The following is a 24,643-nucleotide window of genomic DNA, read 5'->3' on the forward strand; positions in this document are numbered from 1 at the left end:
TTTCCTCCTCTAAATTTTGCTATATTTGACCTGTTGAATATCCTTCAAAAGAGCCGCTAATTCATCGAGCGTCGTCATTCGTACATCCCACGGGGACGGATCGGAAGATGGATATGCGGATATCCATGCCGTACGCCCGCCTAATTTACGCACCGGATACAGATCATTCCAAGCATGATCGCCGATCGAGAGAATCTGTTCGGGCCGCAGTCCCTCCCGTTTCATCAGCTCATTCATGTAATGTTCCAACCCTGTCGGCTTCCCCGCACCGTAAACGATATCGGTAAACAAATCGCTGCTGCCGAGCGCTGCAATAAATTCACGACCTGTATTCTCCGGCGAATTCGTGAGCAGGAGCTTCATCCGAACATCAGTCAATTGACCGATAGCCTCATACAATCCTGCATGGCGTTCAAAACTGGACGCACCCTGGAGCATTTCCTTGCGCACTTGCTGAAAGGCTTGCTGACGCTGCGCTTCCTCTATGCCATACTTGACGGTAAAGATGCTAACCAAGCTCCATGCATCGCCTGCATAAATAACTGGGATGTTTGTCGATTGATTGGTCTCAACATCCGCTTCCGTCCCTTTCCAAGTGTAATGAGTCACATGCAGCTGGTCTCCAAGCGTTTCCCTGGTCCACGTATCCGTACTCGGATGATACCAGTTTCCAATGCTGCTTGTGTGCTTGCCTTCCAGCAGACACTCCATTTCCTCTAGAATCTCATCCAGACTTGCCGCGTAGTTGCCCTCATGAAATAACAATTCCAAATATCGTTTGTAAAATTTACCATCCTGATAAAGCGTACCGTCTAAGTCAAACAAGACGACTTCTATCTCATGCAGCCAATCCATCTGTTGTTCCTCCAGCATGTTTCGTTATTGTTTGTTGTTTGCTTGAAAACCTAGGCATTCGGCTTGGACCTATCCTTTAAGCCCAGCTGAAGTAATGCCTTGATGAAACCAACGCTGCGCAATCAAATACAGGACGACAATCGGAGCGATTGTAAAAGTGGCGGCCGCCATCAAATGATGATAATTGGGCCCTTCTTCACTAACAAAATATAACAAACCCACTTGCAGCGGCCTGAGCGCTTCACTCGAAGTAATCAACAATGGCCAGAGTACACCGTTCCATTTTCCAATAAATGCAAGTAATGCAGTCGTAATTAATGAGGGAAGCACCAATGGCAGCAGCACGGACCACAGATATCGGCCGCTCGACATGCCATCCACTTGAGCAGCCTCCCAATACTCCTTTTGAACGGATAGAAAAGCCTGCCTTAATAAAAATATTGTGAAAGCTTCCGCCAAAAACGGCAGCATCATGCCCATGTAACTGTCATACAAGCCTTGCCCCCCGTTCCCCGCCCAGTTGTTGCCGCCTGCAAAAGGAATATGCCGCATCGTCACGAAGTTAGGGACCAGCGTAACATCATAGGGAATGAGCATGGTGATCACCACGAGCATAAAAATGAGATTGCGACCGCGAAAAGAAAAATGGGTAATAGCAAAAGCAATCGGCACACATACGAGTAGTTGGAGCGCTGTACCCACACCGGCAATCAGCACTGTATTTACAAAATATCGTTGAAACGTCGATTCCGGTTTTAACCATGCTTCCACGTAGTTCTTTAAATGCCATGCTTCGGGAAGCCACGTTGGCGGCATTCGATTAATTTCCTCCGTACTTTTGAGCGAAGTCAGAATCATCCATACGAATGGGAACACCACGCAGCAGGCTAACAATACCGTGCTAATCCACACGATCAGCCATAAAATTTTGGAAGAACGACTTGATCCTACCCAACTATACATCCCTTCCTCCTCCCTCCTGCATTAATGCATATAGTGAACTTTTTTCTCACCGTAACGCAGCTGCAGCCAGGTTAATCCAAGCAAGAGTACGAACAGCACCATAGAAACTGCCGATGCATAACCAACTTGACCATACACATAGAAGCTTCTAAAAATATACAGGGGCAGCGACATCGTGGAACCCAACGGTCCACCTTCTCCGCCAGAGAAAACATAGAAAGCATTAAACGATTCGAACGCACCAATAACCGATACAATAACGAGTAAAAACCAAGTTGGCGAAAGCAGTGGCAGCGTGATATGACGGATCGTATGCCAAGTCCTAGCTCCATCCATCCTGGCGGACTCCGTCAGATCATGCGGAATTTGCGTCAAACCTGACAAGAACACAACAATCTGAAAGCCCAGGCTGCTCCATATCGAGAACAATATGATCACACCGAGCGCCCAGGTCGGACCTGCGAACGCCGTTGGGATTGAAGAAGGCCAGTGTCCGCCGAGCGACTGAATCAGCTTGATCAGAATTGGATCGGGATCCGTCAACCATTGCTGAGGCGTCATTCCGAAGTAGCGTACAGCCCAATTCGCGAGACCCACACTCGGATGGAAAATCCATTTAAATACAATTGCTGCAGCTACCTGAGAAGTAATGTACGGGAGGAAAAAGAGGACGCGCAGCAAGGTTCTCCCTTTCGTTATATGAAACAATACATAAGCAACAAAGAATGAAAGTAACAATGACAAGGGAATCGTGCCGATCGCGTAAAATAGGGTGACGATGAAGCCTTGTCCGACAGAACCGAGCTGTAAGCCGACGATTGGATCTTGCACAACGAGCTCCTCCGTAAAAATACGGATGTAATTATCGAATCCGATGAATCGCTCCGGCACGTAGCCCCACTTCCAGAAACTCATCCATATGCCGAACAAAAGCGGCCAATAACGAAAAAGCAATAGCAGAGCCAGCGCCGGAAGGGCATAACACAATCCCGTCCACGCTTCTTGTGCTTTTCTTCGGGAGCGCGATTTGACTACCACACGCTCCCTTAATATGGTATTAGGCTTCGTGTTATAAGCAGCAGCTTCTTTCGTTATCACTTAGAATCTCCTCTCTGATCTGCCTATTGTTTGCCTTACTTCATTATTGTAGCTAGCAAATGTTTGGCAGTAATTATAGATAGTTTAAGAAATTGTTGCCGATGTTACCGATGTTTACACAAATCGTTATCCATTGTTGTCAGAACGGTCATCATACTGAGAATAACGGGCATTTTAGGCATAAAAAGAGCAAATAAAAGACTCTATCCCCCTGATTGAATGGGGCATAGAGTCTTTTATTTAACAATTATTGAATTTGTAGAATCAACCTTGCCACAATCGCAAGATCACTGATATCAATGACACCGTCATGATTGACATCGGCGGATTTAGCAAGCGCCCAATCCTCGTCGGCCGACGTTTTGCCATAATACTTCGCTACAATCGCCAAATCACCGATACTGACTTTACCGCTGCCGTCCACATCTCCAGGAATGCGCGTATCGACATAGGTGATGTGTACCCTTTGGGAAGTGTCTTCCAGCTGAGTTTCCACCCCATGGCCATTGGATACAACCGCATTGGATAAGGAGATTACCGTTTCCGTCGTGGCGATGACTGGTTTCGCTTTGAAATGAAGCTTAATCAGCCCTCCGTCGCCTTTCACCGCATTATCATCTCCTAAGCTTGCCACAAGGAGCCGGATTCCCTTTTCTTGAATTCCTTTTTCACTTACGATGTTAACTCCCTTGCTTAAAGCTTCAGAAGATATATACGTTACTTTTTCCGGATCATACATGAAGGTCAGATCCTGTGCATAGATGCTGTCGTTTACATTCGTCAAACCGTAAGTCAAATCGAAGTCTTGACCGGCATAGACATTGTCCGGTACCGAGATTGAAACTTTGAGATCCTTTTTCACCAACTGTAATCCGCTTATTGCCGTCTGCAGGTTTGCAGCCTCAGCATCCACTTCTGCCTGGGTTGCATTCGCATTATTCATCACTGTTAATGCTGAGCTTAGTGCATTCTGAAGTGCTGCCCATGTTGCCGGCGTATAGTGCGACTGTGTTAAGCCTTGTGCCTCATCCATTTTATTCTGCAAGGCAGATTTGTCCGCTGACTTAGAAGGAGTTACTTTTACAGTTGCTGTTACCCCTGCTCCAGGAAGGTAGCCATCCTTTGGAGGTATTCCGAAGTAAGGTGTTCCATCCTTATGCCAGTAAATAACCGCTACGCGTGCATATCTTGTTGCGTCATATAAAGGACTGTACCCCGATACGCCTGAATATCCCTGATTAGGACGCGCATGGTAAGACAAGATCGCTGTCTTGCCGTCCTCAGCCTCGGTAAATGTTGCATGGCCAGGTCCAAACTGTTGATTCTCCTGGGAGCCAATCATTAATGGATATGGCGTCTTTTTCCACGAAGCCGGATCCAAAAGATCGGTGTTCGGAGAATCGACTGCTGTCAATAAACCTATACTGTAGGTGGAGTCGGTGGAGCCTGCTGCGTAACCCATGAATATTTTACCGTTCTTCTTCATGACAGTCGGGCCTTCCAGCACCCGATCCGCTCTACGTTCCCATGTATATTCTGGGAATGCAATGGTTACCTGCTGACTGTCAAGGGTGGTGCGGCTGGTCATTTTGGCAATGTTAATTAAAGAGTTGCTGCCAGGTTTATGCGCCCAAGCCATATACCATTCATTGTTGTGCTGAAATACGGTAGCGTCAAGGTCAAAGATTTCACCGCTAATCGTAACCTTGGTTATATCGGACCAGTTGCCTGTCATGGGGTCCTGAGAGTCGCATTCAATTTCGTATACACGCAGGTCAAAATTCGAACTCACTTTACCACCGGCAAAGTAAATGACCCATTTTCCTTCCGTTTCGCCTGGGAACTTCATATAGTGAATTTCAGGAGCCCAGATATGGTACGATGCATCTCCAGATGGCTTTCTCAAGAAGACAGTTCTTTCTGCCGCAGTTGATAGACCCTCTATTGTTGCAGCTCTTCTTATGGCAACACGGTCATACTGGTAATCTTTAGAACCATTATGGCTATAGTCCATATAGGAGGAGGTATAGTAGTAATATCCGTCCGGTCCTTTAAATATGTCAGGGTCAGCGCCGTTTTTATTAATAGGATTCATATAATTCGGAGCGCCCTCCACTAAGCCTGTTGCAGTAAATGTTCCTTCTTTGGAATAACTGTTAGCATCTATCGTGTCCCAGTTAATGGATTTCTGAATCGAAGTCCCATCGCTATACTGCACATGCGTCGTACTTGGCAGTACAGGAGCCTGCCCTGCAGATGTCGTAATCGTTATTCCGTCCTGATCCGTTCCTAACGGAATCGTCGGTGTTCCAAGTTGTGAAATGACATTATCCAACGTTCGTTGGGATACCGTAACAACACTTCCGACAAGTGCGCCGTCGGGAGGATTGCTGACGCTAACACCTGTAGGAACAGCTGCAGGATAATCCGTTCCAGAATATGGAGCAGCGGTTGAGACTGTCGTAAATGTCTTATCAATCGTATTATAATAGTTTTTGTTTGAAGCATCGCTCCACATGATCACATAGTTATCATTTGCAGCATTGTACTTGAGCTGTGGCTTAAGAGGGAAAACAGAGCCGCTGCTAACCGTAATTAATTTCTGGTTGTTCCAGTTCAGAAGATCGGTAGAATCCCAGTAATTAATGGTTACGTCTGAAACAGCGCCAGTGTTTCTGACAGTCGTTGCTAATAATACGTAGGTTCCGTCTCCTTTTTGGAAAATAAACGGATCACGGAACTGCTTCGCAGCAGCGTTATTATAAGCGGTTGTGCTTGTGCTTGTGGTTGCCACTTTGTAGAAAAGCATACCTTTGTTGTCATTCAATGCCGTCCATTTTACTCCATCTGCACTATAAGCAAGGTGCAGGCTGTCATCATAGAAACTCATGTAATTGTTATTTGACCCTGTTGTCCCCAATGTTTTGCTATATGCCATTACATAGAGGCCAACATCAGTTGGGTCCGAATCCAGTGACACGATTTCTTCGTTTGATTTTACCGTCACCCCGTTCAGGCTCACGTTTGCCCACAATTTCACGGCTTTCGCCTTGCCTGATTGGCCGATTGCAGCTTTGCCGTCAAGATCAAAAGTGATGATTTCAGGATGATCTGTACCATAAGTAATCGCTGCTGTACTGAGATCTGCAGAACGCTTGTCGCTCAATTGGCTGTCGGTAATGTTCAGTCTGACTGTATCTCCAGCTTTGGCATACGCCTTGTTCGCAGCAACGGTTACGGTCTGAAGGTCAGGCTCATTGCCTGCTGCTGTCCTGAATTTCAATACGGTTAAGGAATATGGATCAAAGGTCATTTCGTTTGAAGCGCTGAGGTTGGTCATTTTAGTCGTCACAGGGTAAACGTTGTACGGATTTGCATAAGAGTTTACGGCAGTAGCTGCTCCCGTTAGAACTGTTTTTAATCCTACAGGATTGATATAATCTGCACCGTTCAAATTCACAGTAAGCATCTGAGGCGTGCTTTGCGGATTGACAACTTTGACATAGATATCGCCAGTTGATGTATCTTTGCTCGTAACCGTGTACACGCTGCTGGACTTCTTCCATGGCCTGTCAACGATATCAAAGATCAACTTATCGTCCGCATAGCATTTGATCCGGTTTCCGGATACCACCATCTTGAAATTATACCATTGGCCCGTAGTTAAAGAAGGCAGCTTGGCATAATCAGGAAGGGTAGTGAGTGCTGTTACTGTTCCATTAACGCTCTTTTCAAAAGCGCCTCTGGTGCTTGAACCGATGTTCCAGCGATAGTAATTGTTGGCATCCTGTACACCTGCATACAACGTGATGCCTGAAGACCCTGCCGTCTTCTTTGCTTGGAAAGTTACGGTATAGTCACTCATGTTGGTGCTGCCTGCATAGGAAAGCGCATTATTAATGGTTGTGCTGGTCTGCGCATAAGTCCCGTCGCTCATGGACCATGTACCTGCCGTAGCAGTCCATTTTGAGTTGCTGCCCGAGAAATCATCACGGAACAACTCTTTTTGCGTTGTATTATCTTGCACGATAACATTCTTGAACTGGGCTGCTGTACTGTTCCCGCCTAGACCGATTGCTCCTTTGATCTTGTAGCTTTGTTGTCCAGCCTTGATAATTTCCGTTGGCAGAGTCACATTTCCGGTATTCCTAAAGAACATCTTCTGAACATAGTAGTTTGCAGTGCCATAAACCATCTGGTTGTTGAAATACATAAGGTCAGGCGTCCATTGAGTATAATTCTGCTTCGCAAGAAGAGGGGCATAAGAAGCCAACTCAACGATATCTCCGTTTTCTTCGATATGCGTCATATAAGCTGCCTCAGCCAATGCATCCTGCAAGTAGCTGCTGGTAGAATTCGAAGCATATTCGCCAATGAATACCTTCTGTGCACTGCGGTCATAGTTATCATAACGGGTCACATTCGCGTATAAATTAGCATTTGATGTATAGTAATGCTCGTCAACAAGGTCAGCATCTGTTTTCAGGCCGCTGAATACGGTTTTCTGCTGCAAATTCTGCCATGTTGTCAGGTTATAATTATCGCCCATCGTAATACCGCCGCCGATAATCAATTTGATTTCAGGGTGCGATTTACGAAGCGCGTCGGCAACCATTGCATATCTGGTATAGTAATTAGTTCCGGAATCTTCATTTCCGATTTCCATGTATCTCAGGTTGAACGGCGCCGGATGGCCCATATCCGCCCTGAGTTTGGCCCATTTGTTGTTCATATCCGTGCTGTTTGCAAAGTCGGCAAGGTCCACAGCATCTTGGATAAAAGGTCCCATTTGATCAACAGGCACGATCGTTTTGGTACCCCAAGACATACCGACATTTATAGCAGGTATAGGGGCTGCCCCAATATCTTCTGCAAATTGGAAAAATTCATAAAAACCAAAACCTAGGGATTGGTTGTAATAAGAACGTGTCGAATCGAACCAGAAATTCATATTATTCTTGCGCTCTTCTACAGGTCCTACCGACTCTTTCCATCTATACGAATCAGTCGTGCTTATTCCCTGAACAGCACAGCCTCCCGGGAAGCGGAAATACTTCGGATGCAGGTCGGCTATCTGTTTAGCCAGGTCATATCTGGCGCCATTGGGCCTGTTCATCCAGGTCTTTTGCGGCATCAATGAAACCATGTCCAGATCGACGGTTCCCGTTCCTTTTACCAGAACCTGCAGCCTTCCCGTATTCGTTGAAAGGCCCGGCTCAAGCACGCCGCTCAATTTCTGCCAGTCACTCGTAATTCCGGTCAATTGCGACGAGGCATAGACGGTTGAGCCATCATCGCTGGTCAGGGATACTTCAACAGGTCCTTTATAATCGCTGCTGCGAACATACAAGGAGAAGTTGTATTTGTCACCCTGGACAAGTGTCATACTTGGCACTTGTGTACCGGTAGTGCTTGAATAACCGGTGTTGTAGACACCAACGCCATCCCCTGCATTTGTAACTGACAGTCTCAAAAAGTTCGGATTATTTACATGTAAGGCTTTTTCTGTACTTGTCGTCATGGTCCCGACGCCGCCGCCTTTTTGCACGGGATTCCATGCGTAAGTATAAGCAGGCGTTGTAGTGGCAGTGGCCGTAGAAGATGAAGATCTTGAACCGCTGACCTTAACCATTTCAAACGATCTATTCTGGACAAGCTCGGCATATAATCCGCCGTCGAGAGCATAGTTGATATCCTCAAAAAACACGCCCCACGTTGTCGGGTTAATATCTACACCCTTGCCATTCACATCGATCTCAATATTGTTAATGGATACACCGACCGGCAAGACAGACACATTGATTTCTTTTGTATCTGTAACGCCATTCTTAGTAATTGTCGCTGTCAGGGTAACATTTGCTGTTGGCTCGCCTTTTGCTGGCCTTGTTACCACCCCCGCATCCGATACATAAGCCGGATTGTTGGATACCCAGCTGATATTTGCCCCATACAGAAAATTCTGCAGGGTAATATCGCTTACAATATTCGAAGCATCTGCTATGGTCAGCGCATTCTTGGCCAATGCTACTGCGCCGGCATCATCCGTGGATGTTTCTGCATAAAGGTTCGAAATGGTATTATCGTCCAATGCAGATGTGTACATTCTGAAGTCATCCATCTGTCCATAGAAATAAGAGTCGGCTGAGAACTGGGATTTGCCCAGGAAGTTACCTATCGTACCTCCCATGAGGGTTTCCAGATCTGAAGGCTTCGTTGTTACACTGCCAGATCCAACCTTTACTCCGTTGACATAGACCGAGGCTGTTGAATTTTTGTACGTAACCACGATATGTCTCCATACATTGTTCGTGTTATACTGGGGTCCGCTTACAGTCTGTTCCGCTCCGGTGTTCAACTTGATGCCCAACCTTGAATCCGACCCGGAGTTCAGCGTATAAAACATGTAATGTGTGTTGTCATTTCCCAAATCGAATACTCGTTGCCATGCGGCCGTATTTGTGTTTCTTACCCACACAGCAAAGGTCATCTCGTTCACGCCTTGCAGGATACCATTAGGCATCTTGACATAATTGGCTGTCGTCGAAGAACCTGCCCCACCGTTGAAATTTGCTGCATAGGAACCTTGCATCTTGTTCGCAGATGTCCATCTGTTGGCATCGGTGGCATTGGCATTCATTATGCCGTCATTGCCGTTGCCGGAACTGTCTGCAACCTTTGTCCCTGTTCCCTCTTCAAACTTGTACCAAACTTTCATGTTCTTTGAAGCGTCTTGCAGCACTGTTACGGTTGCAGCTGCCTTAGCAGTTGTTCCCTCAACAGTTCCCTCAACTTGAAATTTCCCGGCAGCTGCGTAATTGGATGGGTTAATCCCGGCCCATACAACGGCTTCTTGCGAGGTTGTAGCGTCGCTGTGCACCGCTGTTACTGCTTTTGGCAGAACCGGTGCTGTTCCGGCAATTGTTGAAACGAAAACCGGCCTGATTGAAGTAATCGGGGCTGCCGTGGCTCCTTCCGCTGCTTTATCCACCGTAGGGAACCCAACAAACATACTGAACAAAAGTGCTATGAGAGTCACTAGTGATACAATTTTTCTTACTCTTAAAAGCATACTAACTTCACATTCCTTTCCCTGTGCTTAAGGCACAAAATTTTCTGAATCGGGTGTTCCAAATGTGACTTCCACCCACTAGACTTCACAACCTAAGCTTGGCGAACCGAGAGTTGAGTGAATAACCATCATTCTTTCTTACCTCCTTTTTCGAATGAATCCGCTTACAATTCTATCTGATACATAATGTATCAGACATTCCGCGTCTGATAAATAGAATTACTTTAGAGATTGTTATAATTTTTGGTTCAAGTGCAATGCTTATAATGTACATATTCAAGCTAGGTATTAGAAAGAAATAGTACTATTGCTAATTTTGAATGTGACGTAGACTATATACATGAAAGCGAGAGCAATATAAGGGAGAGATGTGAGAAATGAATTCATTCTTTGCTCCGAATATTAAAGATTACTTCGTTCCATACACGGCCCCACACTTCATTATTATTGCAATTTTGGTTATTCTGGCAATCTTCATGTACAGATTTAAGTCAATTATCCGTAATAATTCAACTATTAGGAAAATTGTAATTTCCGCTCTTCTGCTAGGGCTTATTTTACCTGAGGTCATCCTCTATGTTTGGTATGCGGTCGAAGGACTGTGGGACGTAAAATACACGCTGCCGCTTGAACTTTGCAGCATTTCTCAACTACTTGCCATCTTCATGCTATTAACACGCAGTCGTCTATTGTACCAGATTGTTTTCTTTGCTGGAATAGGCGGCGCACTACAAGCTATGCTTACTCCTGACCTTGATTACCCTTTTCCCCACTTCCGTTTTTTCCATTTCTTTATCGTTCATATCGCCATTATCCTTGCTCCACTCTATATGACTTGGATCGAAAAATACCGACCCACTTGGAAATCCATTGGCATCACTATGATCTTTCTGAATATCCTTCTCGTGATTGTAGGCAGTGTGGATTATTGGCTAAAATCCAATTACATGTTCCTCAGACACAAACCGGAGGCAGCTTCCATATTAAATCTTTTGGGGCCTTATCCATACTACTTGGCTGCGGAAGAACTAATTGCCCTAATTATCTTTTCAATTATGTATTTGCCTTTTCTTCGAAGCAAAAAATCGTAATTGAGTTGCTGCCTCGGTTTCGCCCAAATAAGATGAACCATGTTATGCCAGTAGCTTTCTACCTTGTCAATTCCATGAAAAGGACTTGCCCATTCGGTCTACACCACCGATTGATTTATCCAACACACCTTTACTTCTGGAGGATAGAACGGGAAATTCGCACCCGCCCTTCGATCTGCCGCAAGTCGTTGCCATCCTTTCAGCCGTCCTACCACAGAAACAAATCATTTCCCTTCAATTTGAAAATTGCTTCCATGAAATAGTAATCGCCATAAATGATTGCCGTATGCCGGTCATTATGATGATAAGCAGCTGAACCCCCTGTCAAAATACAATCAGAATCCGCTGTCCAGTCACAGCGCGACGCATCCAGCGTTTTCAACAGCTTCAAAGCGGCGTTGAGATACACATCTTTTTCGTGCTGCCCGACGACCTTGGTTATTTCAATGAATCCGCATGCTGCAATGGCTGCAGCTGTAGAGTCCTCGTAGGCAGGCTCTTTCGGCTGTCTGAAATCAATCGGAATGATGCCACTTTCCGGAATATTCGCCATGAAATAATGGGCTACGCGCTTGGCCGCATGCAGATACTCTTCCTTCTGCGTATGCATATAGCTCATCATGTACCCATATAAAGCCCAAGTTTGTCCACGTGACCACGAGGAGCCGTCTTCATATCCTTGCCCCCCATGAGTTTTCACTACACCGCCATGGAACGGGTCAAATTCAACGATATGGTTAACGGAGCCGTCCGGCCTGATGAATGCCGTCATAGCCGTATCCGCGTGCTTCATAGCCATTTGTTCAAATCGCGGGTCGCCCGTTTCTTCTGTAGCCCAGTACAAGAGCGGTAGATTCATCGGGATTCTATTGGGTTACCTGAAGAAGCGGCTATTTTAGGGCTAATGAACAATATACGGGGTGAAAAAAGACTGGAATCATGCGTTCAACTATAGCTACGGGGAAGTTAGTCGCAAATATCGACACGATATTCCCTACAACGAAAATGCCCAATGAGAGCAACATCACTTTCTTTCGGTTAATACCGGAGAGCAGAACTGGTATCACTGAGACCTACTATTTTGATGTAGAGAAGTGCAAGCGATGTCCGCTTCAAGGAGAAATCCAAAGAACGCTACAAGATCGAGGCGAAGAATAGCGAACTTAAGCACAGGCACGGGTATGATGTAGCCACTTCCGCGGGTCTATTAGGTATGCAGCTACAAGGGGCAATGGCACAACTAAAACCATTACCGAACAGGGCTTTATAGAGGGAAAAAGACGGCGTTTACTCCCGGAATGCGGGAGCAAACGCCGTCTTTTCTATAGGGCGCATTAACTTGGTTTAGGAGAGCGCAAGTTTTTCAGTGGCCTTACAAACCTGAACACCTTTTTTCAAAGTGACCAGTCTATGGGTACCCATTTACCTTTTTTGGGCCTGTCATTTGAACCAGCCCTTCTCTTTGAACCGCATAATAGCCTCAATTCGGTTAGTAACATTGAGCTTATCGAGAATAACGGAAATGTAGTTGCGAACGGTACCTCTTGTAATGTACATGTGATCAGCGATTTCCTTCGTATTTTTACCGTCGGCGATCAGGTTCAGCACTTCCTTTTCCCTCTCCGTCAAAGGATTTTCTTCCTTATAATTCTCATCTACCAGCTCTGAGGCATAGATTCGCCTGCCAGCCATCACACTCCGAATCGAGGTAGCCAGTTCCTCGCTTGGGCTATCTTTCAACAAATAACCGTTGGCACCCGCCTTCACGGCCCTTTCAAAATACCCGTAACGGGCAAACGTGGTCAATATAATGATTTTGCAACCCAACCCCTTTAGTTCCTCCGCCGCATCTAAACCGTTCATTATTGGCATCTCGATATCCATGACACAAATATCTGGCTTATGCTGTTGAACCAGTTTCACAGCATCCTCGCCATTGCTTGCTTTACCAACGACCTGCATATCCTCTTCCAAATCAAGTAAGGATGCAAGTGCGCCCAACAGCATCCGTTGGTCCTCCGCAATCACAATTCGAATCATATCCTCACCTCCCTTTCCATTGGTATGAAGGCATTCGGCACTTTAAAAACAATCAAAGTTCCATTTTCTGAGACAATTTCCATACAACCATTTACAAACTCAAGCCGCTCTTTCATGCCCCTCAATCCATTTCCAAGTAACACAAGACATTCTTTCGTCATACCGATCCCATTGTCCCAAACCTTGATAACGAGATCGCTTGGTGATGGCTCAATGGAAATCGAACACGTAGTAGCACTGCTATGTTTGATAATATTCGTAATCGATTCCTTCAAACACATGCTCAACACATTTTCATTGATCAGGGAAGTGTTGGTTAACTTCGGATCTCCCTCCAATATGAGGTCGATCTCTGCAGCCTTCAAAATTTGTTTGATTCGAAACATCTCTTCCACTAGTCTCGTACCGCGCATTTGCGTTACTATTTCCCTAACTTCCTTTAACGCAATTCTAGCTGTCTGACGAACATCATTAATTTCGATTTGTGCTTGCGCCGGATTTTTGCTAATTAATTTCCCAGCCAAATCACTCTTCAAACCAATTAATGAGAGTTTCTGACCAAGTGTATCGTGTAAGTCGCGGGCGATTCTTTGACGCTCCTCTAGCTTTACCAACTCGGAAATCCGCTTATTTGCATCCTCTAGCTGTCCCTGGAGTTTTTCACTCCTATTTCGGTTGAACGTGGTGACTGGAATGAGAATAACGCCAATTACACTAATAATGATAAAAGGCAATTGTGTAAAAAAAACAGGATTTTGGGATACCAATCCATAGTTAATCGTTGCAATCGTGCTTACTAAATGTATGCAGTACAACGTGATAAACCCTGCTCGACTTTTCATCGTGCCAATAAAAAATGCTAAAAACAGTGAGAAGTACACATAGCTGAATACTAAAGCCATGATAATCGAAATAATAATTTGTACGCTAGTCCAAAAGTATACAATCCATCCTTTAGACACGAAGGAAAGCACGTAGCAACTAAAGAATACAATAATCATGAATGTGCCTAATACAATTTGGTACGTGTCAGAAGAACGAAATATGAAATAGAAAGGAAGAATGTAAAAGACAACCCACACATACGGACTAAGACCGGTGTTTTTATGAAATATTTGATACCACTTGTGCATTGTCCGTTTAGCCTCTTTTTCTTCAACATAGTTTTAATTATATTTTAGCATAAACATGAAACGATGTATTTACTGCCCTTATAAGCTCGACTTAAGGACTTTTATTGGGTTCCCCAAAGGATCTTTCCCATCTTCCTTAAGGTGTACCTGTTTATTATTTTTATAACCGACAAACGTTTTATTACGCTCATCCCAAAGACGGAAACTTAGCGACTTCAGACTGGTGCCGATTGTAATGGTTGTTGCTTTTTGAAGCGGTGGCGTTGCATTATGAGCCTTTTCCAAATTATAATTTGGCACCTTCGGACTCAAATGATGGACATGATGAAACCCAATATTTCCAGTAATCCATTGCAAAAGCTTCGGCAGCTTATAGTAGGAACTTCCATCTACGGCGGCTTTCACATAACTCCACTCATCCTCATTCTCGAAGTAGGAGTCTTCAAACTGATGCTGCACATAAAACAGCCAGATTCCCATCAAGCCCGCTACGAACATGATTGGAGCTTGGATAAGAACAAATGACTGCCATCCAATTATCCAGATCAGTAACCCATATAAAGTAAGGATGGAGATATTCGTCATATAAGTACTGATTCTTTCCTTGCGTCTTGCACCTTTCGTATTAAAACGGTTCGTAAATAGGAACAAAAAGATGGGACCAAGTCCGAACATAATAAATGGATTCCGATATAACCGATACGCAATTCGGACCCATAAGGAAGATGCCGCATATTCGTCGACGGTAAGTACCCACATATCACCTATTCCACGTTTCTCGAGGTTACTGCTCGTTGCATGATGAATAGAATGACTATTCTTCCATTGCTGATAGGGAAAGAGTGTAAGGATACCCGTAATCGTACCGATTATTTCGTTAGCTCTACGGCTTTTAAAGAACGATTGATGACAACAATCATGGAAAATGATAAAAGTTCGTATAACGAAACCTGATGCGATCATCGTAATCGGTAGTGTGATCCAAAATGATAAAGATAGGCTTAGATACGCAGCTAACCATAGTACGAATAAAGGTCCTAAGGTGTTAATTAGTTGTTTGATACTAGCCCTCGTATTTGATTTTTCATAAGGGGCAACCTGTTTTTTTAAGTTGGTTAGTGTGGATTGTGTCATCGTATAGTTCCTCCTCGATATGGTGCACAGGACTTGTTAGCGAATATCAGTTGTAGTATCCTATCTTCATTATAGATACCGTTTTCAATTTGTTGCAGTCATAAACATCATGTAGACGGTATGACATATGTCATATAGGAAAAGGAGAACAATACAAATTTGCTTATCACACTTTTGTGTGTTACTATTAGGTTATAAACAGCTCTAACATAAACTCACATATTGAAAAAGTGATCATTTGTGTAATGGTACCTTTTTTAATGTGTGATTTTTTTGTTTAAAAAAGCATGTTAATAACAATTTGGAGGTAATTTTATTATGGAAACAGGAACAGTGAAATGGTTTAACGCAGAGAAAGGTTTTGGATTTATTGAAATGGAGGGCGGAAATGACGTATTCGTTCATTTCTCCGCGATTCAAGGGGATGGATTCAAATCGTTGGACGAAGGACAACGCGTTGAATTTAATGTAGCTCAAGGCAACCGCGGTCCTCAAGCCGAAAATGTTGTGAAACTGTAATTCACATTGAACTGTCCTTAACAAGTGTTAGGGGCAGTTTTTTTATCTAAGGAGGAGAAAACTATGTATTTTCGAAGAAAATCGTTAGAGGATCTCGTTCAGGAAAACACGAAAATATGGGCATGCAATAAAGAAGATTGTAAGGGGTGGATTCGGGACAATTTTTCGTTTGAGTACGTCCCAACTTGCCATCACTGCCTTTCTCCCATGATTAGTAGCTTGAAAATGCTCCCTATAATTTCTAACTCCAATAAAAATATGAAGTCTCTTCATAAAGGTAGGCTGATCTCCTAGTCCGTTTATGGCACCGTCGGTTAAATCGGTGGCGGTCGTGAAAATAGATGATTTTTCCTGATGCCATATTGCGAAATCAGCCAAAGATCTTAAGAAAAGTCACCAAATGCTAATATAAAATAAAGATGTTACTACATCAGAAAAGCGGTTTTCTATCAACATAAGTACACATGATTCGAACGTTAGTGTCGTATTTTCTACTATTGATGACATTATTAATTTTTATTCCAAACAGGGTTTGCAGACAAAAGCAGCCAATCTGAGCAATTTAAAGAATGACACAAGTAATGAAAGGGATGATATATTATAATTGGAGAAATGATTCTTTACAACCGACCTGTAAGGACAATTAAGAAGAGTTCGTGGTTGATAATGATTTCCTGCGTTTTTTCTTCATTTTTCTTCACTGTTTTGGGGGGATGCCTTTTGTTTGGTTGCCTCCTTTACATGGCCTTTTCGAATCGCAAGGTTAGAAGCCTCTTGGTAAGTTTCGGAGACTCATTGCTAAAAATGGATAAAGCACAAAAAAAGCTCGATCTATCTATCAAGAAAATCCAAAAAAGTGTGTGGAAATAAATGTAACAAAATATGGCTTAAATTGGGCCAAAAGTTAAGTTGATTTAGGGTTAGTTAATCTTATTGCGCGCTGCTGCTGTTGTTGTTTGCTGCGGAACAAATGAATCCTTTTAAATAAAGGATTTTTTTATTGCGATTTATTTCGGTCTACCCCAAAATCCCAAGTGCTTGGGATTTTGGGGTAGAAAATGCCTTGCCCCTCATTTCCACATCTGCCACCACTTTTTTTCTCCAAAAACACAAAGCTGGGCTTGTTTGCCCACATTGTGACAGCCATTTTGTTTTGAGATTTGGAAAATACATGATTAAGATGCGCGCTGGAGTTATCAAACGACAACGTTACCGCTGCAAAGCCTGCCGTCAAACTTTCAACGACCTCACTAACACGCCTCTTCAGCGCACTAGAAGACCTCATCTTTGGGTTAGGTTCATCGAATTCGCGGAGGAAATGCGCCGAGCTGTTACATGATGAGGTGACGTACGTAACCTTGTTTTACTGGCGACATAAGATTCTTTCCGCCCTGAAGCAAATTCCCACCGAATCGTCCCAAGGTATCGTCTCGAAAGGGACGAGACCTATTTCTTGTACTCTGATTATTTGGCTTGGTTCCGTTATCTAGACAGCAAGGAATATGAGAATACAACGTCGAATAAGAAAAATATGTTGGTCGCGTCGTGCCTATATACTGTAAATGAGACAAACAATAAACTTCGTCAAACGGCTTCTTCTTACTGAACTGACAGGCAGGAAAAAACAATAAATTTACAGAATTTATTTGTTTAGGATTGTTAGAGCGATCTTCAGAATTTTGGGGATGGTTTCTAGATGAACTTGGTTATGAGGAGTTTCAGAAATGGAGTCAGGGAATAAGTTGGAGGCATGAAGATACATATATTGTTTTCGTTCAAACGGAGGACAAGTATCTAGATACCAGATATCATAGGTGTCGTGTAAGGATGAACCATTTGGCTTTCCACGCAGAATCCCATCAGCAAGTCGATGACTTCACCAAAAAGTTGCGAGCACGTGGTTTGAAGATTTTGTATGAAGATAAACATCCGTATGCTGGAGGGGAGCATCATTACGCAGTATTTTTTGAAGACCCCGACAGAATTAAGGCTAATTGGTTTCTCCTTAACGTTAAATTAACCGCCTTTTGATTACGCTCGGTTTTTAACCTCTCTACGCCTCCCGCTATGGGCTACGCCCTCCACAAATAGAATCATATGTTGCATTTAATCTTTACATTATATACATTGTAAACAGTAACTTCGATGTCTAAATATTGAATCTATCATATATAAATATAGTGGATATATGCTCATAAATTGAACATAGTATCCACTATTTATAATAATTTTCAAAACAGTACTTAAATATGCCAGCAACACATTCATAACAACCTTAAGGGTCGTATTATTATCACAAGTATGATTCATTCAACTAACCTCCCGTTTCTTTAATGAAAACAGGGAGCATCCGTTCCTTTTTTTACTGGCTATTTTTAAGTTCACTTGGATTTTTTTTATGTTTTCTATACTGATAAATAGCAAGTGGTGTATTAATGACGCCAGTAACCAGTGTGCAAATTAGAGGAAAGATTTGTAGGAAGGTCGGATTCTGATTACCATCCCCAACAGGACCCACCTTTGGTTGAGATGCATCCCAATAACCATAAATTAAAAATACCAAGGGAAGAACGATACATACTGCAGAACAGAACAAGTAAAAACCATACCTATTCACAGCTACTCACCCCATCTTATGTGTTCAGCGCTAAAATAATAGTACCATATATTGGACATATTCTGACCGTTAGTTGAGAAAAGGCAACCAATCCACCTGGACTGGCTGCCTTTTCATGTTGTTATTGAACTCTCGTTTTGCGTTAGCGGAGTTTTTACTCTTTCTTACTTGATCAATGCAGAAGATATTAAGAAACATAGAGATTCTTAATAATTATCTATGCAACTTTTATTTTGAAGAGTCGTCTAATTTTTTGGAAAGAAACGAAAAAATGGATGCTAGTATTTAAAGGAGTGGTTCCAATCATGATGAAGCTTCTCGTCTTCGCCGCCCTTTGTTTAAGCATACTTCTTGTATCCTGCTCATCAGGCAATCCGGCAACTGTACGCGAGCCTGCAAGCACCGCCCAACCGAAAGTCGCTGCGGTTCTCGAACCATCGGTTCAGCCCATCCAGCTGTTAAACATAGCTCCACCTATCGCGGAGGCATTCCCTCAAACAGTAAATCTGTCCTTTCAACCTATCCAGCTGAGCCAGTTACAGGTAGGCAAGCCGCAAGCAGATTGGACAAGTGTACGCCGCCTTTCGTTCGGCGCTTTCCAAGGAAAGCCAATCGAGTTGACCGTCTATCAAAAACCGAAAGACGAAGCTTCGCTTCTGCCGCAAGAGTTGGACATTGGAATGAACCTGCAAGGAAAAACATATTTGATTAGCAACGTTTCCCACGATCTACTTTTAGATAAAGCAGTCAATAACATAGTCGTGTTCAACCAAACATTTTCGTCCGGTTCAAAAGATTATTATTTCTTAGGCGGGGTTGAGCTGTTCGCGAACGGTCCGGGACTCATGCTATATATCGTCTACGATTTCTCGCAAAAAGCTTGGTATACGTTTGATCAATGGGGCAGCCCGTCTTTTAAGGACCTCGACGCCGATGGACAAAATGAGTTCGTCATCGAGTTTCAGGGCATGCATTTGCAGTTGCCTGACGTGACGGTCATCCATATGCAAAACGACAACCTTCAAAAAAGTGCGCCCTTTGCCGATACGCTAGCCGAAGAGAGCAGCTTGTCCGCTGGTCTTTCCGATTACAAAAACAAAATATTTGTAAAACTTTCCAAAAACTTGGATCCGCCATCCCTCGAATTCTATATCAATGACGAAAGATTTGATTCCGTTCTGGCGAGTTACCGATATTCACAAGAGAAACTGGAGAGAGTCAAGTAAAAGAGCGAAGCGTTGTTCCTTTCCAAGGTCATTTCTTATTAAGTTTTTCGAATTTTCTTATTAAACTGCGTGTCAGCGGAGAAAGGGCTGCTATCGGCAGGCCTTTTTGACATTGAACTATTGTTCCTTGTTAGTTTAATACATGGGGACCATCGCCAGTATCAACTCTTTGTAAGAATTTTTCCATTAGTTCATTAGAAATAATAATAGCTTGTTTCCTAGTCGTGGCTGGTCCTGCAAACATTAAGCCATCTTCACCATTCCAACCACCACGAGGTAGATACGTAACTGAGCTGAAATCAGAGTTCGCAAATAAGACACCGTTGGAAAATGTTTTGGGTTGGGCATCTTTTGTACCTGAATTCTCGATATATCCGTAAACGATCGGACCATATCCGTTTTTTTCAAAATGAATGATGGTTTCCAGACTCTCTTTCGGAACGGGAATCGAATCATGTTCGAACGTAATTGAGCCTTTAAATGTTCGTGAGCCATTCAAACTTTTAGACAAAGAGCCTTTAATACTTACTTTCTCTGGTTGCACGTTATTAATATGTTGAGTTCCCAGTTGAAAGTTTACTCCACGAATCGTCGCATTTATTGATCTGGCATGCGTAAACACGGAAATGTAAACAGCCATTAATATGCTTAACAGGATCAAATACAATAATGCATATTTTACTTTCAAATGCGCGCCCCCTTCTTTCATTTATCACCATATAATTGACGCGAAAACCCTTGACTTGTTGCGTTAAACTGCCCGTTAGCCATACATGCAGCGCAAGCGCTGCACCACAGATGATGAAAATGGGTTAAGGAATCTGTCAATACTGCTACCATGGCTGGGAGAGGAAGGTCGATAAGCTATGGTGCCTTAGAGCCCATCCGTTAGTCTGACTTGGGCGATCACGGTGCATCACAGATTGTCGCTCCCTTTCGGGAAGCACACATGGGAGATTAATCCTACTCTGGTTGTTGCACCAGCCTCTTATCCGAATTAGCCGTAGAGAGGATGTTTTTTTAGTGGAAGTCGTCGTTGAACGTGCATGCGGTATGGATATTCACAAGGATAACATTACAGCATGTATTCTAACGTCTAAAGGAAAGGAGATTCAAACGTTTTCTACAAAAACGGTGCATCTATTACAACTTATCGACTGGATTAAACAGCATGAATGTTCTCACGTCGCAATGGAAAGCACAGGCGTATTTTGGAAGCCCATCGTCAACCTGCTTGAAGCTGAAGGAATTGAATTTTTAGTGGTGAATGCACAGCATATGAAAGCATTGCCTGGACGTAAAACAGATGTCAAGGATTCGGAATGGATTGCCAAGCTTCTCCGCCATGGACTACTTAAAGCAAGCTTCATTCCAAACCGAAATCAACGCGAGCTTCGAGAACTAGTTCGGTACCGCCGTAGCATCATTGAAGAGAGATCAAGGCAACACAACCGCATTCAGAAGGTACTAGAAGGAGCAAACATTAAGCTTGGCTCTGTCGTTTCTGATATTATGGGTGTCTCTTCTCGCGACATGTTGCGTGCTATTGCAGAGGGCGAAGATGACCCCGAAAAACTAACGAACTTTGCTAGGCGTGCCTTGAAACAAAAAAAGAACGAGCTCGAACTCGCTCTTCAAGGCTATGTAAACCCTCACCAGCGTCTGATGATTAAAACCATTTTAACGCACATTGATTTTTTAAATGAACAAGTTGAAATGCTCGATCAAGAAGTTGCTGCGCGGATAGCATCTTTTCGTGAAGATGTTGAACGTTTAGATTCAATCCCTGGTATAGCTACTCGAATGGCAGAACAAATCTTGCTGAAATTGGAACGGATATTAACAAACAGTTTCCCAGTGCGTCACATCTATGCTCTTGGGCTGGATTGGTACCTGGACATAATGAAAGTGCAGGGAAAAAGAAATCTGCCAAAACCACAAACGGAAACAAGTATCTTAAATCTGCTTTGATAGAAGCGGCCCATTCCGTTGCTGCATCAAAGAACTTCCTTGGAGCGATGTATAGACGTACGGCGGCACGAAAAGGTAAAAAACGAGCAGCTGTAAATGTGGCACATGCGATGTTACGGATTGCGTTTTATCTTCTAACTCGTAAAGAAATGTATGTAGATCTTGGTGAAGAATACTTTGACAAACAGAAGCAACAATCTATTGTAAAGTATGCCGTTCGAAGACTAGAGAACTTAGGTTACTCCGTAATAATTGCAGCTAATACCTAGTTCTATCTCCCCACCTTCAGACGCTTTCAAAAAATGAATGAACAGCGTTTTATTTAGTGCGGCCTTTTTCTGATACTCCGGATTTAATTTTCATGGGTTCTCCGTTAGTTGAGTGAATGAGTCACGCCTTGTCTCCTTCGTGAATCATCAGAGATTTAAGCCCAATTTTATTTAAGTAGACCAACCGTAATTCAATTTCATCCTTCACCTGGCTAGAAACCTTCAACTCATGCACGTCGAGTGAATGGGGTAAACCTCGAATAAACAGCAACAATTCCTGTATCGGCAATCTTAGAGTATCTACAATCGATTGACCTTGTATCGTTGTAGCTAATAATTCAGGTGCCATCTTGCTTCCGTTACATGCGGCGCATTGGACTTGCTTGGAGAAGAAACGGATCGCCCTAAGGTTCCCCTTACTCTTCGTTCCCGCATCGCGCATATATCGCAAATCGGCAACGCATCCGCGGTAGAAACTTGTCGCTTGTTTCTTTTTGTATACATAGGAAACAGGGCCATTCTTGTAACCGTAAAGTAAAATATCCATAAATCGCCTATCCTGCTCGGCAAGCGGCTTTTCATAGTCAATCCCGATCATCTTGGCCAATCCTTTGATTTTGAACACCGGCGCACAAATCGTACCTGCCCAAAGAAGCACGGCCCCATGTTTTAGGGATAGTTCGGATGCGATCATTCGAGCGGGATCAATATCAATCACGGTTTCGGTTCCATTACATGAAGTACAAATCCCGTATGGACTGTTCGCGGAAAAACCCTGAGAAGTCCATGACCTACTGCTGTCTCTACACTTCCCAATCAGTGCATAAAGCAATCTAAGATATTCCGACACAGCTGTTATTGTACCGACTAGGCTGCCTACTCTTTTTTCGTTAAACTTTTCTTGGGGGAGTAATAGACTTTCCAAATTTATAACCCCTTCCGTTATGCATCTAAGATAAATACAATAGGTAATAATTTCCCCGAAAATTGAAGAAAACCTTTTTTGATATGCTGCCAGTTAGCGCAACGACAGAAGGATCAGCTGACACGATGGCAAACAGCTCCCTGATCGATGAACTAAGTTCACCGCTAGCATTATCAATAACTTACACAAACAAAAAAGACCCCACTTTTTTTACACTGGTACCCATAGTCTGGACACTTTGAAAAAGTGTTCAGACTGTGGGTACTTTTTTTTGTATACTAGAGTAAGCACCGGAGGGGATTACATCATGTCTAAGAAAATCTTTAGCGAAAAAGACCAAATGAGCTTATCAAAGAATAAATACGTGATCAAGATTAGCGATAAAGCAATAACCTATGCGGATGAATTTAAGCAGTTGTTCATCGATCAATATATGGCAGGTAAGCTCCCTAGAAAAATCTTTGAAGCTAACGGGTTTGACGTAAACGTAATTGGAATTCAACGTGTAAATGAGTCTGCCAAGCGTTGGAGAAAAGCATATGGAAAAGATGGAATTATTGGATTAGCTGACTCTCGTAAGGAAGCTTCTGGACGTCCCCTGAAGCGTGAACTAACGAAGGATGAAGTCATTGAAAGACAGGAAGCAAGAATTAGACTCCTTGAGTCCCAGGTGGATTTGTTAAAAAAGCTAGACACGAAAGAAAGGTTGCTGGTAGCAAAGGGAAAGAACCTAAGTAAGAGTAAATTATTTGAGCTAATTAAAGAGACTGTAGGTCAGGGTTTGGGACGTACAACTCGCTACCTCTGCGATTTATTACACGTATCTCGCTCAGGCTATTACAACTACATCCAGGCCGTAGAAGCCCGTAAAAAGCGGTCTCGTTCGGATGCCAAAGCTGGAGAACTGATCAAGAAAGCCTTCCATAGAAAGGGCTTTAAAAAGGGTTCTCGTTCTATTAAAATGACGCTTGAGAACGAATTTGGCGTGATCTATAACCTGAAAAGAATCCGCAGACTTATGAAGAAATTTGACCTCGTATGTCCACATCGAAAACCTAATCCTTACAAACGTATGGCAAAGGCGACTCAAGAACATCGAACGCTTCCCAACAGTTTAGATCGCAATTTTAGAAAAGGTGTTCCTGGGCTTGCGTTGCTCACCGACATCACTTATCTCCCATACGGCCGCTCAGAGACGGCTTATTTGTCGACCATACTAGACGCTTCAACGGGAGAGATCCTTGCTTACAACCTTTCCAACAGCCTTACGTTGGACATAGCTACAGACACGATCGAGGCACTCATGAAGCAAAGAAAATTGAAGTTGCACAAAAAAGCATTCATCCATTCGGATCAAGGAAGTCATTATACGAGTCCCGCATACCAAAAACTTTTAAAGCAAAAGGGATTAGGGCAATCGATGTCTAGACGAGGCAATTGCTGGGACAATGCGCCACAGGAGTCGTTTTACGGTCATATGAAGGATCATGTTGACCATCGTAGCCGCCCAACCTTAGCAGAACTACAACGTAAGATTGACAGTTACATCCGCTACTACAACAACAATCGATACCAATGGGGATTAAAAAAGATGACCCCTGTGCAATACAGGAATCATCTATTGTTAGCTGCCTAGACTTAAACTAAGTTTTTTTCAAGTGTCCTTGACAAAGGGTCCAGATCATTTATAGTGGGGTCTTTTTCGCTTGGCAACGTTCTACTCTCCCAGAACC

At 43.4% G+C, this 24,643-nt stretch carries 16 protein-coding genes and 4 pseudogenes; 9 read left to right on the forward strand and 11 right to left on the reverse strand.

Going from position 1 to position 24,643, the window contains the following annotated elements; all coding sequences use genetic code 11:
• Positions 1–9: 9 nt before the first annotated feature.
• From GC097_RS28060 to GC097_RS28075, 4 genes are all read right to left on the reverse strand, one after another.
• Positions 10–855 (reverse strand): HAD family hydrolase, encoded by an 846-nt coding sequence (locus GC097_RS28060; protein WP_171686589.1) that lies wholly within the window; start codon positions 853–855, stop codon positions 10–12.
• 69 nt (positions 856–924) lie between these two features.
• Complete coding sequence (locus tag GC097_RS28065) at positions 925–1,818, reverse strand: carbohydrate ABC transporter permease (protein WP_171686590.1); 894 nt, start codon at positions 1,816–1,818, stop codon at positions 925–927.
• Positions 1,819–1,839: 21 nt separating this feature from the next.
• Positions 1,840–2,916, reverse strand: coding sequence for a carbohydrate ABC transporter permease (locus GC097_RS28070; protein WP_171686591.1), 1,077 nt, complete (start codon positions 2,914–2,916; stop codon positions 1,840–1,842).
• 247 nt (positions 2,917–3,163) lie between these two features.
• Positions 3,164–9,925, reverse strand: coding sequence for an alpha-L-arabinofuranosidase family protein (locus GC097_RS28075; RefSeq protein WP_171686592.1), 6,762 nt, complete (start codon positions 9,923–9,925; stop codon positions 3,164–3,166).
• A gap of 437 nt (positions 9,926–10,362) precedes the next feature.
• Here GC097_RS28075 and GC097_RS28080 point away from each other — a divergent pair, with 437 nt between their 5' ends.
• Positions 10,363–11,076 (forward strand): YwaF family protein, encoded by a 714-nt coding sequence (locus GC097_RS28080; RefSeq protein WP_171686593.1) that lies wholly within the window; start codon positions 10,363–10,365, stop codon positions 11,074–11,076.
• Between the two features lie 208 nt (positions 11,077–11,284).
• On the opposite strand, the gene GC097_RS28085 is transcribed toward GC097_RS28080, so the two are convergent.
• Positions 11,285–11,935: a glycoside hydrolase family 88 protein gene (locus tag GC097_RS28085; protein ID WP_246294490.1), complete on the reverse strand. Its 651-nt coding sequence runs from the start codon at positions 11,933–11,935 to the stop codon at positions 11,285–11,287.
• Between the two features lie 40 nt (positions 11,936–11,975).
• A pseudogene (locus GC097_RS34490) lies at positions 11,976–12,140 on the reverse strand (MFS transporter); the annotation flags it as partial.
• A 7-nt stretch (positions 12,141–12,147) separates the two neighbouring features.
• On the opposite strand from GC097_RS34490, the pseudogene GC097_RS35375 reads away from it, so the two are divergent.
• Positions 12,148–12,346 (forward strand): annotated as a pseudogene (locus tag GC097_RS35375) (hypothetical protein); the annotation flags it as partial.
• A 170-nt stretch (positions 12,347–12,516) separates the two neighbouring features.
• Here GC097_RS35375 and GC097_RS28090 read toward each other — a convergent pair.
• From GC097_RS28090 to desA, 3 genes are all read right to left on the reverse strand, one after another.
• Positions 12,517–13,116: a response regulator transcription factor gene (locus tag GC097_RS28090; protein WP_171686594.1), complete on the reverse strand. Its 600-nt coding sequence runs from the start codon at positions 13,114–13,116 to the stop codon at positions 12,517–12,519.
• Positions 13,113–14,249: a sensor histidine kinase gene (locus tag GC097_RS28095; RefSeq protein ID WP_171686595.1), complete on the reverse strand. Its 1,137-nt coding sequence runs from the start codon at positions 14,247–14,249 to the stop codon at positions 13,113–13,115. The genes GC097_RS28090 and GC097_RS28095 overlap by 4 nt, the downstream gene beginning before the upstream one ends.
• A gap of 78 nt (positions 14,250–14,327) precedes the next feature.
• Positions 14,328–15,383: a Delta(5) desaturase DesA gene (gene desA / locus GC097_RS28100; RefSeq protein ID WP_171686596.1), complete on the reverse strand. Its 1,056-nt coding sequence runs from the start codon at positions 15,381–15,383 to the stop codon at positions 14,328–14,330.
• 318 nt (positions 15,384–15,701) lie between these two features.
• Between desA and GC097_RS28105 the strand changes: the two genes are divergently transcribed.
• The 5 genes and pseudogenes from GC097_RS28105 (at position 15,702) to GC097_RS28125 (ending at position 19,745) form a co-directional block, all read left to right on the forward strand.
• The gene (locus GC097_RS28105) at positions 15,702–15,902 is read left to right on the forward strand and encodes a cold-shock protein (RefSeq protein WP_056625586.1); all 201 of its coding nucleotides are present in this window, start codon (positions 15,702–15,704) and stop codon (positions 15,900–15,902) included.
• 63 nt (positions 15,903–15,965) lie between these two features.
• The gene (locus GC097_RS28110) at positions 15,966–16,196 is read left to right on the forward strand and encodes a cold-shock protein (protein WP_171686597.1); all 231 of its coding nucleotides are present in this window, start codon (positions 15,966–15,968) and stop codon (positions 16,194–16,196) included.
• An 811-nt stretch (positions 16,197–17,007) separates the two neighbouring features.
• A pseudogene (locus GC097_RS28115) lies at positions 17,008–17,367 on the forward strand (transposase); the annotation flags it as partial.
• A gap of 179 nt (positions 17,368–17,546) precedes the next feature.
• Positions 17,547–17,933, forward strand: a complete 387-nt coding sequence (locus GC097_RS28120; protein ID WP_171686614.1) for a VOC family protein — start codon at positions 17,547–17,549, stop codon at positions 17,931–17,933.
• An 891-nt stretch (positions 17,934–18,824) separates the two neighbouring features.
• Positions 18,825–19,745, forward strand: a complete 921-nt coding sequence (locus tag GC097_RS28125) for a hypothetical protein (protein ID WP_171686598.1) — start codon at positions 18,825–18,827, stop codon at positions 19,743–19,745.
• A 130-nt stretch (positions 19,746–19,875) separates the two neighbouring features.
• Here GC097_RS28125 and GC097_RS28130 read toward each other — a convergent pair whose 3' ends face one another.
• Positions 19,876–20,433, reverse strand: coding sequence for a hypothetical protein (locus GC097_RS28130; RefSeq protein WP_171686599.1), 558 nt, complete (start codon positions 20,431–20,433; stop codon positions 19,876–19,878).
• 335 nt (positions 20,434–20,768) lie between these two features.
• Here GC097_RS28130 and GC097_RS28135 point away from each other — a divergent pair.
• Positions 20,769–21,985, forward strand: a pseudogene (locus GC097_RS28135) (IS110 family RNA-guided transposase).
• Positions 21,986–22,106: 121 nt separating this feature from the next.
• Here GC097_RS28135 and GC097_RS28140 read toward each other — a convergent pair.
• Positions 22,107–22,679: a hypothetical protein gene (locus GC097_RS28140; protein ID WP_171686600.1), complete on the reverse strand. Its 573-nt coding sequence runs from the start codon at positions 22,677–22,679 to the stop codon at positions 22,107–22,109.
• Between the two features lie 538 nt (positions 22,680–23,217).
• On the opposite strand from GC097_RS28140, the gene GC097_RS28145 reads away from it, so the two are divergent.
• A complete protein-coding gene (locus GC097_RS28145) occupies positions 23,218–24,546 on the forward strand; it encodes an IS3 family transposase (protein ID WP_171686601.1) in 1,329 nt (442 codons plus the stop codon).
• The last annotated feature ends 97 nt before the right edge of the window (positions 24,547–24,643 follow it).

This window comes from Paenibacillus planticolens (genome assembly GCF_013141725.1).
GTDB classification, from domain to species: domain Bacteria; phylum Bacillota; class Bacilli; order Paenibacillales; family NBRC-103111; genus Paenibacillus_E; species Paenibacillus_E planticolens.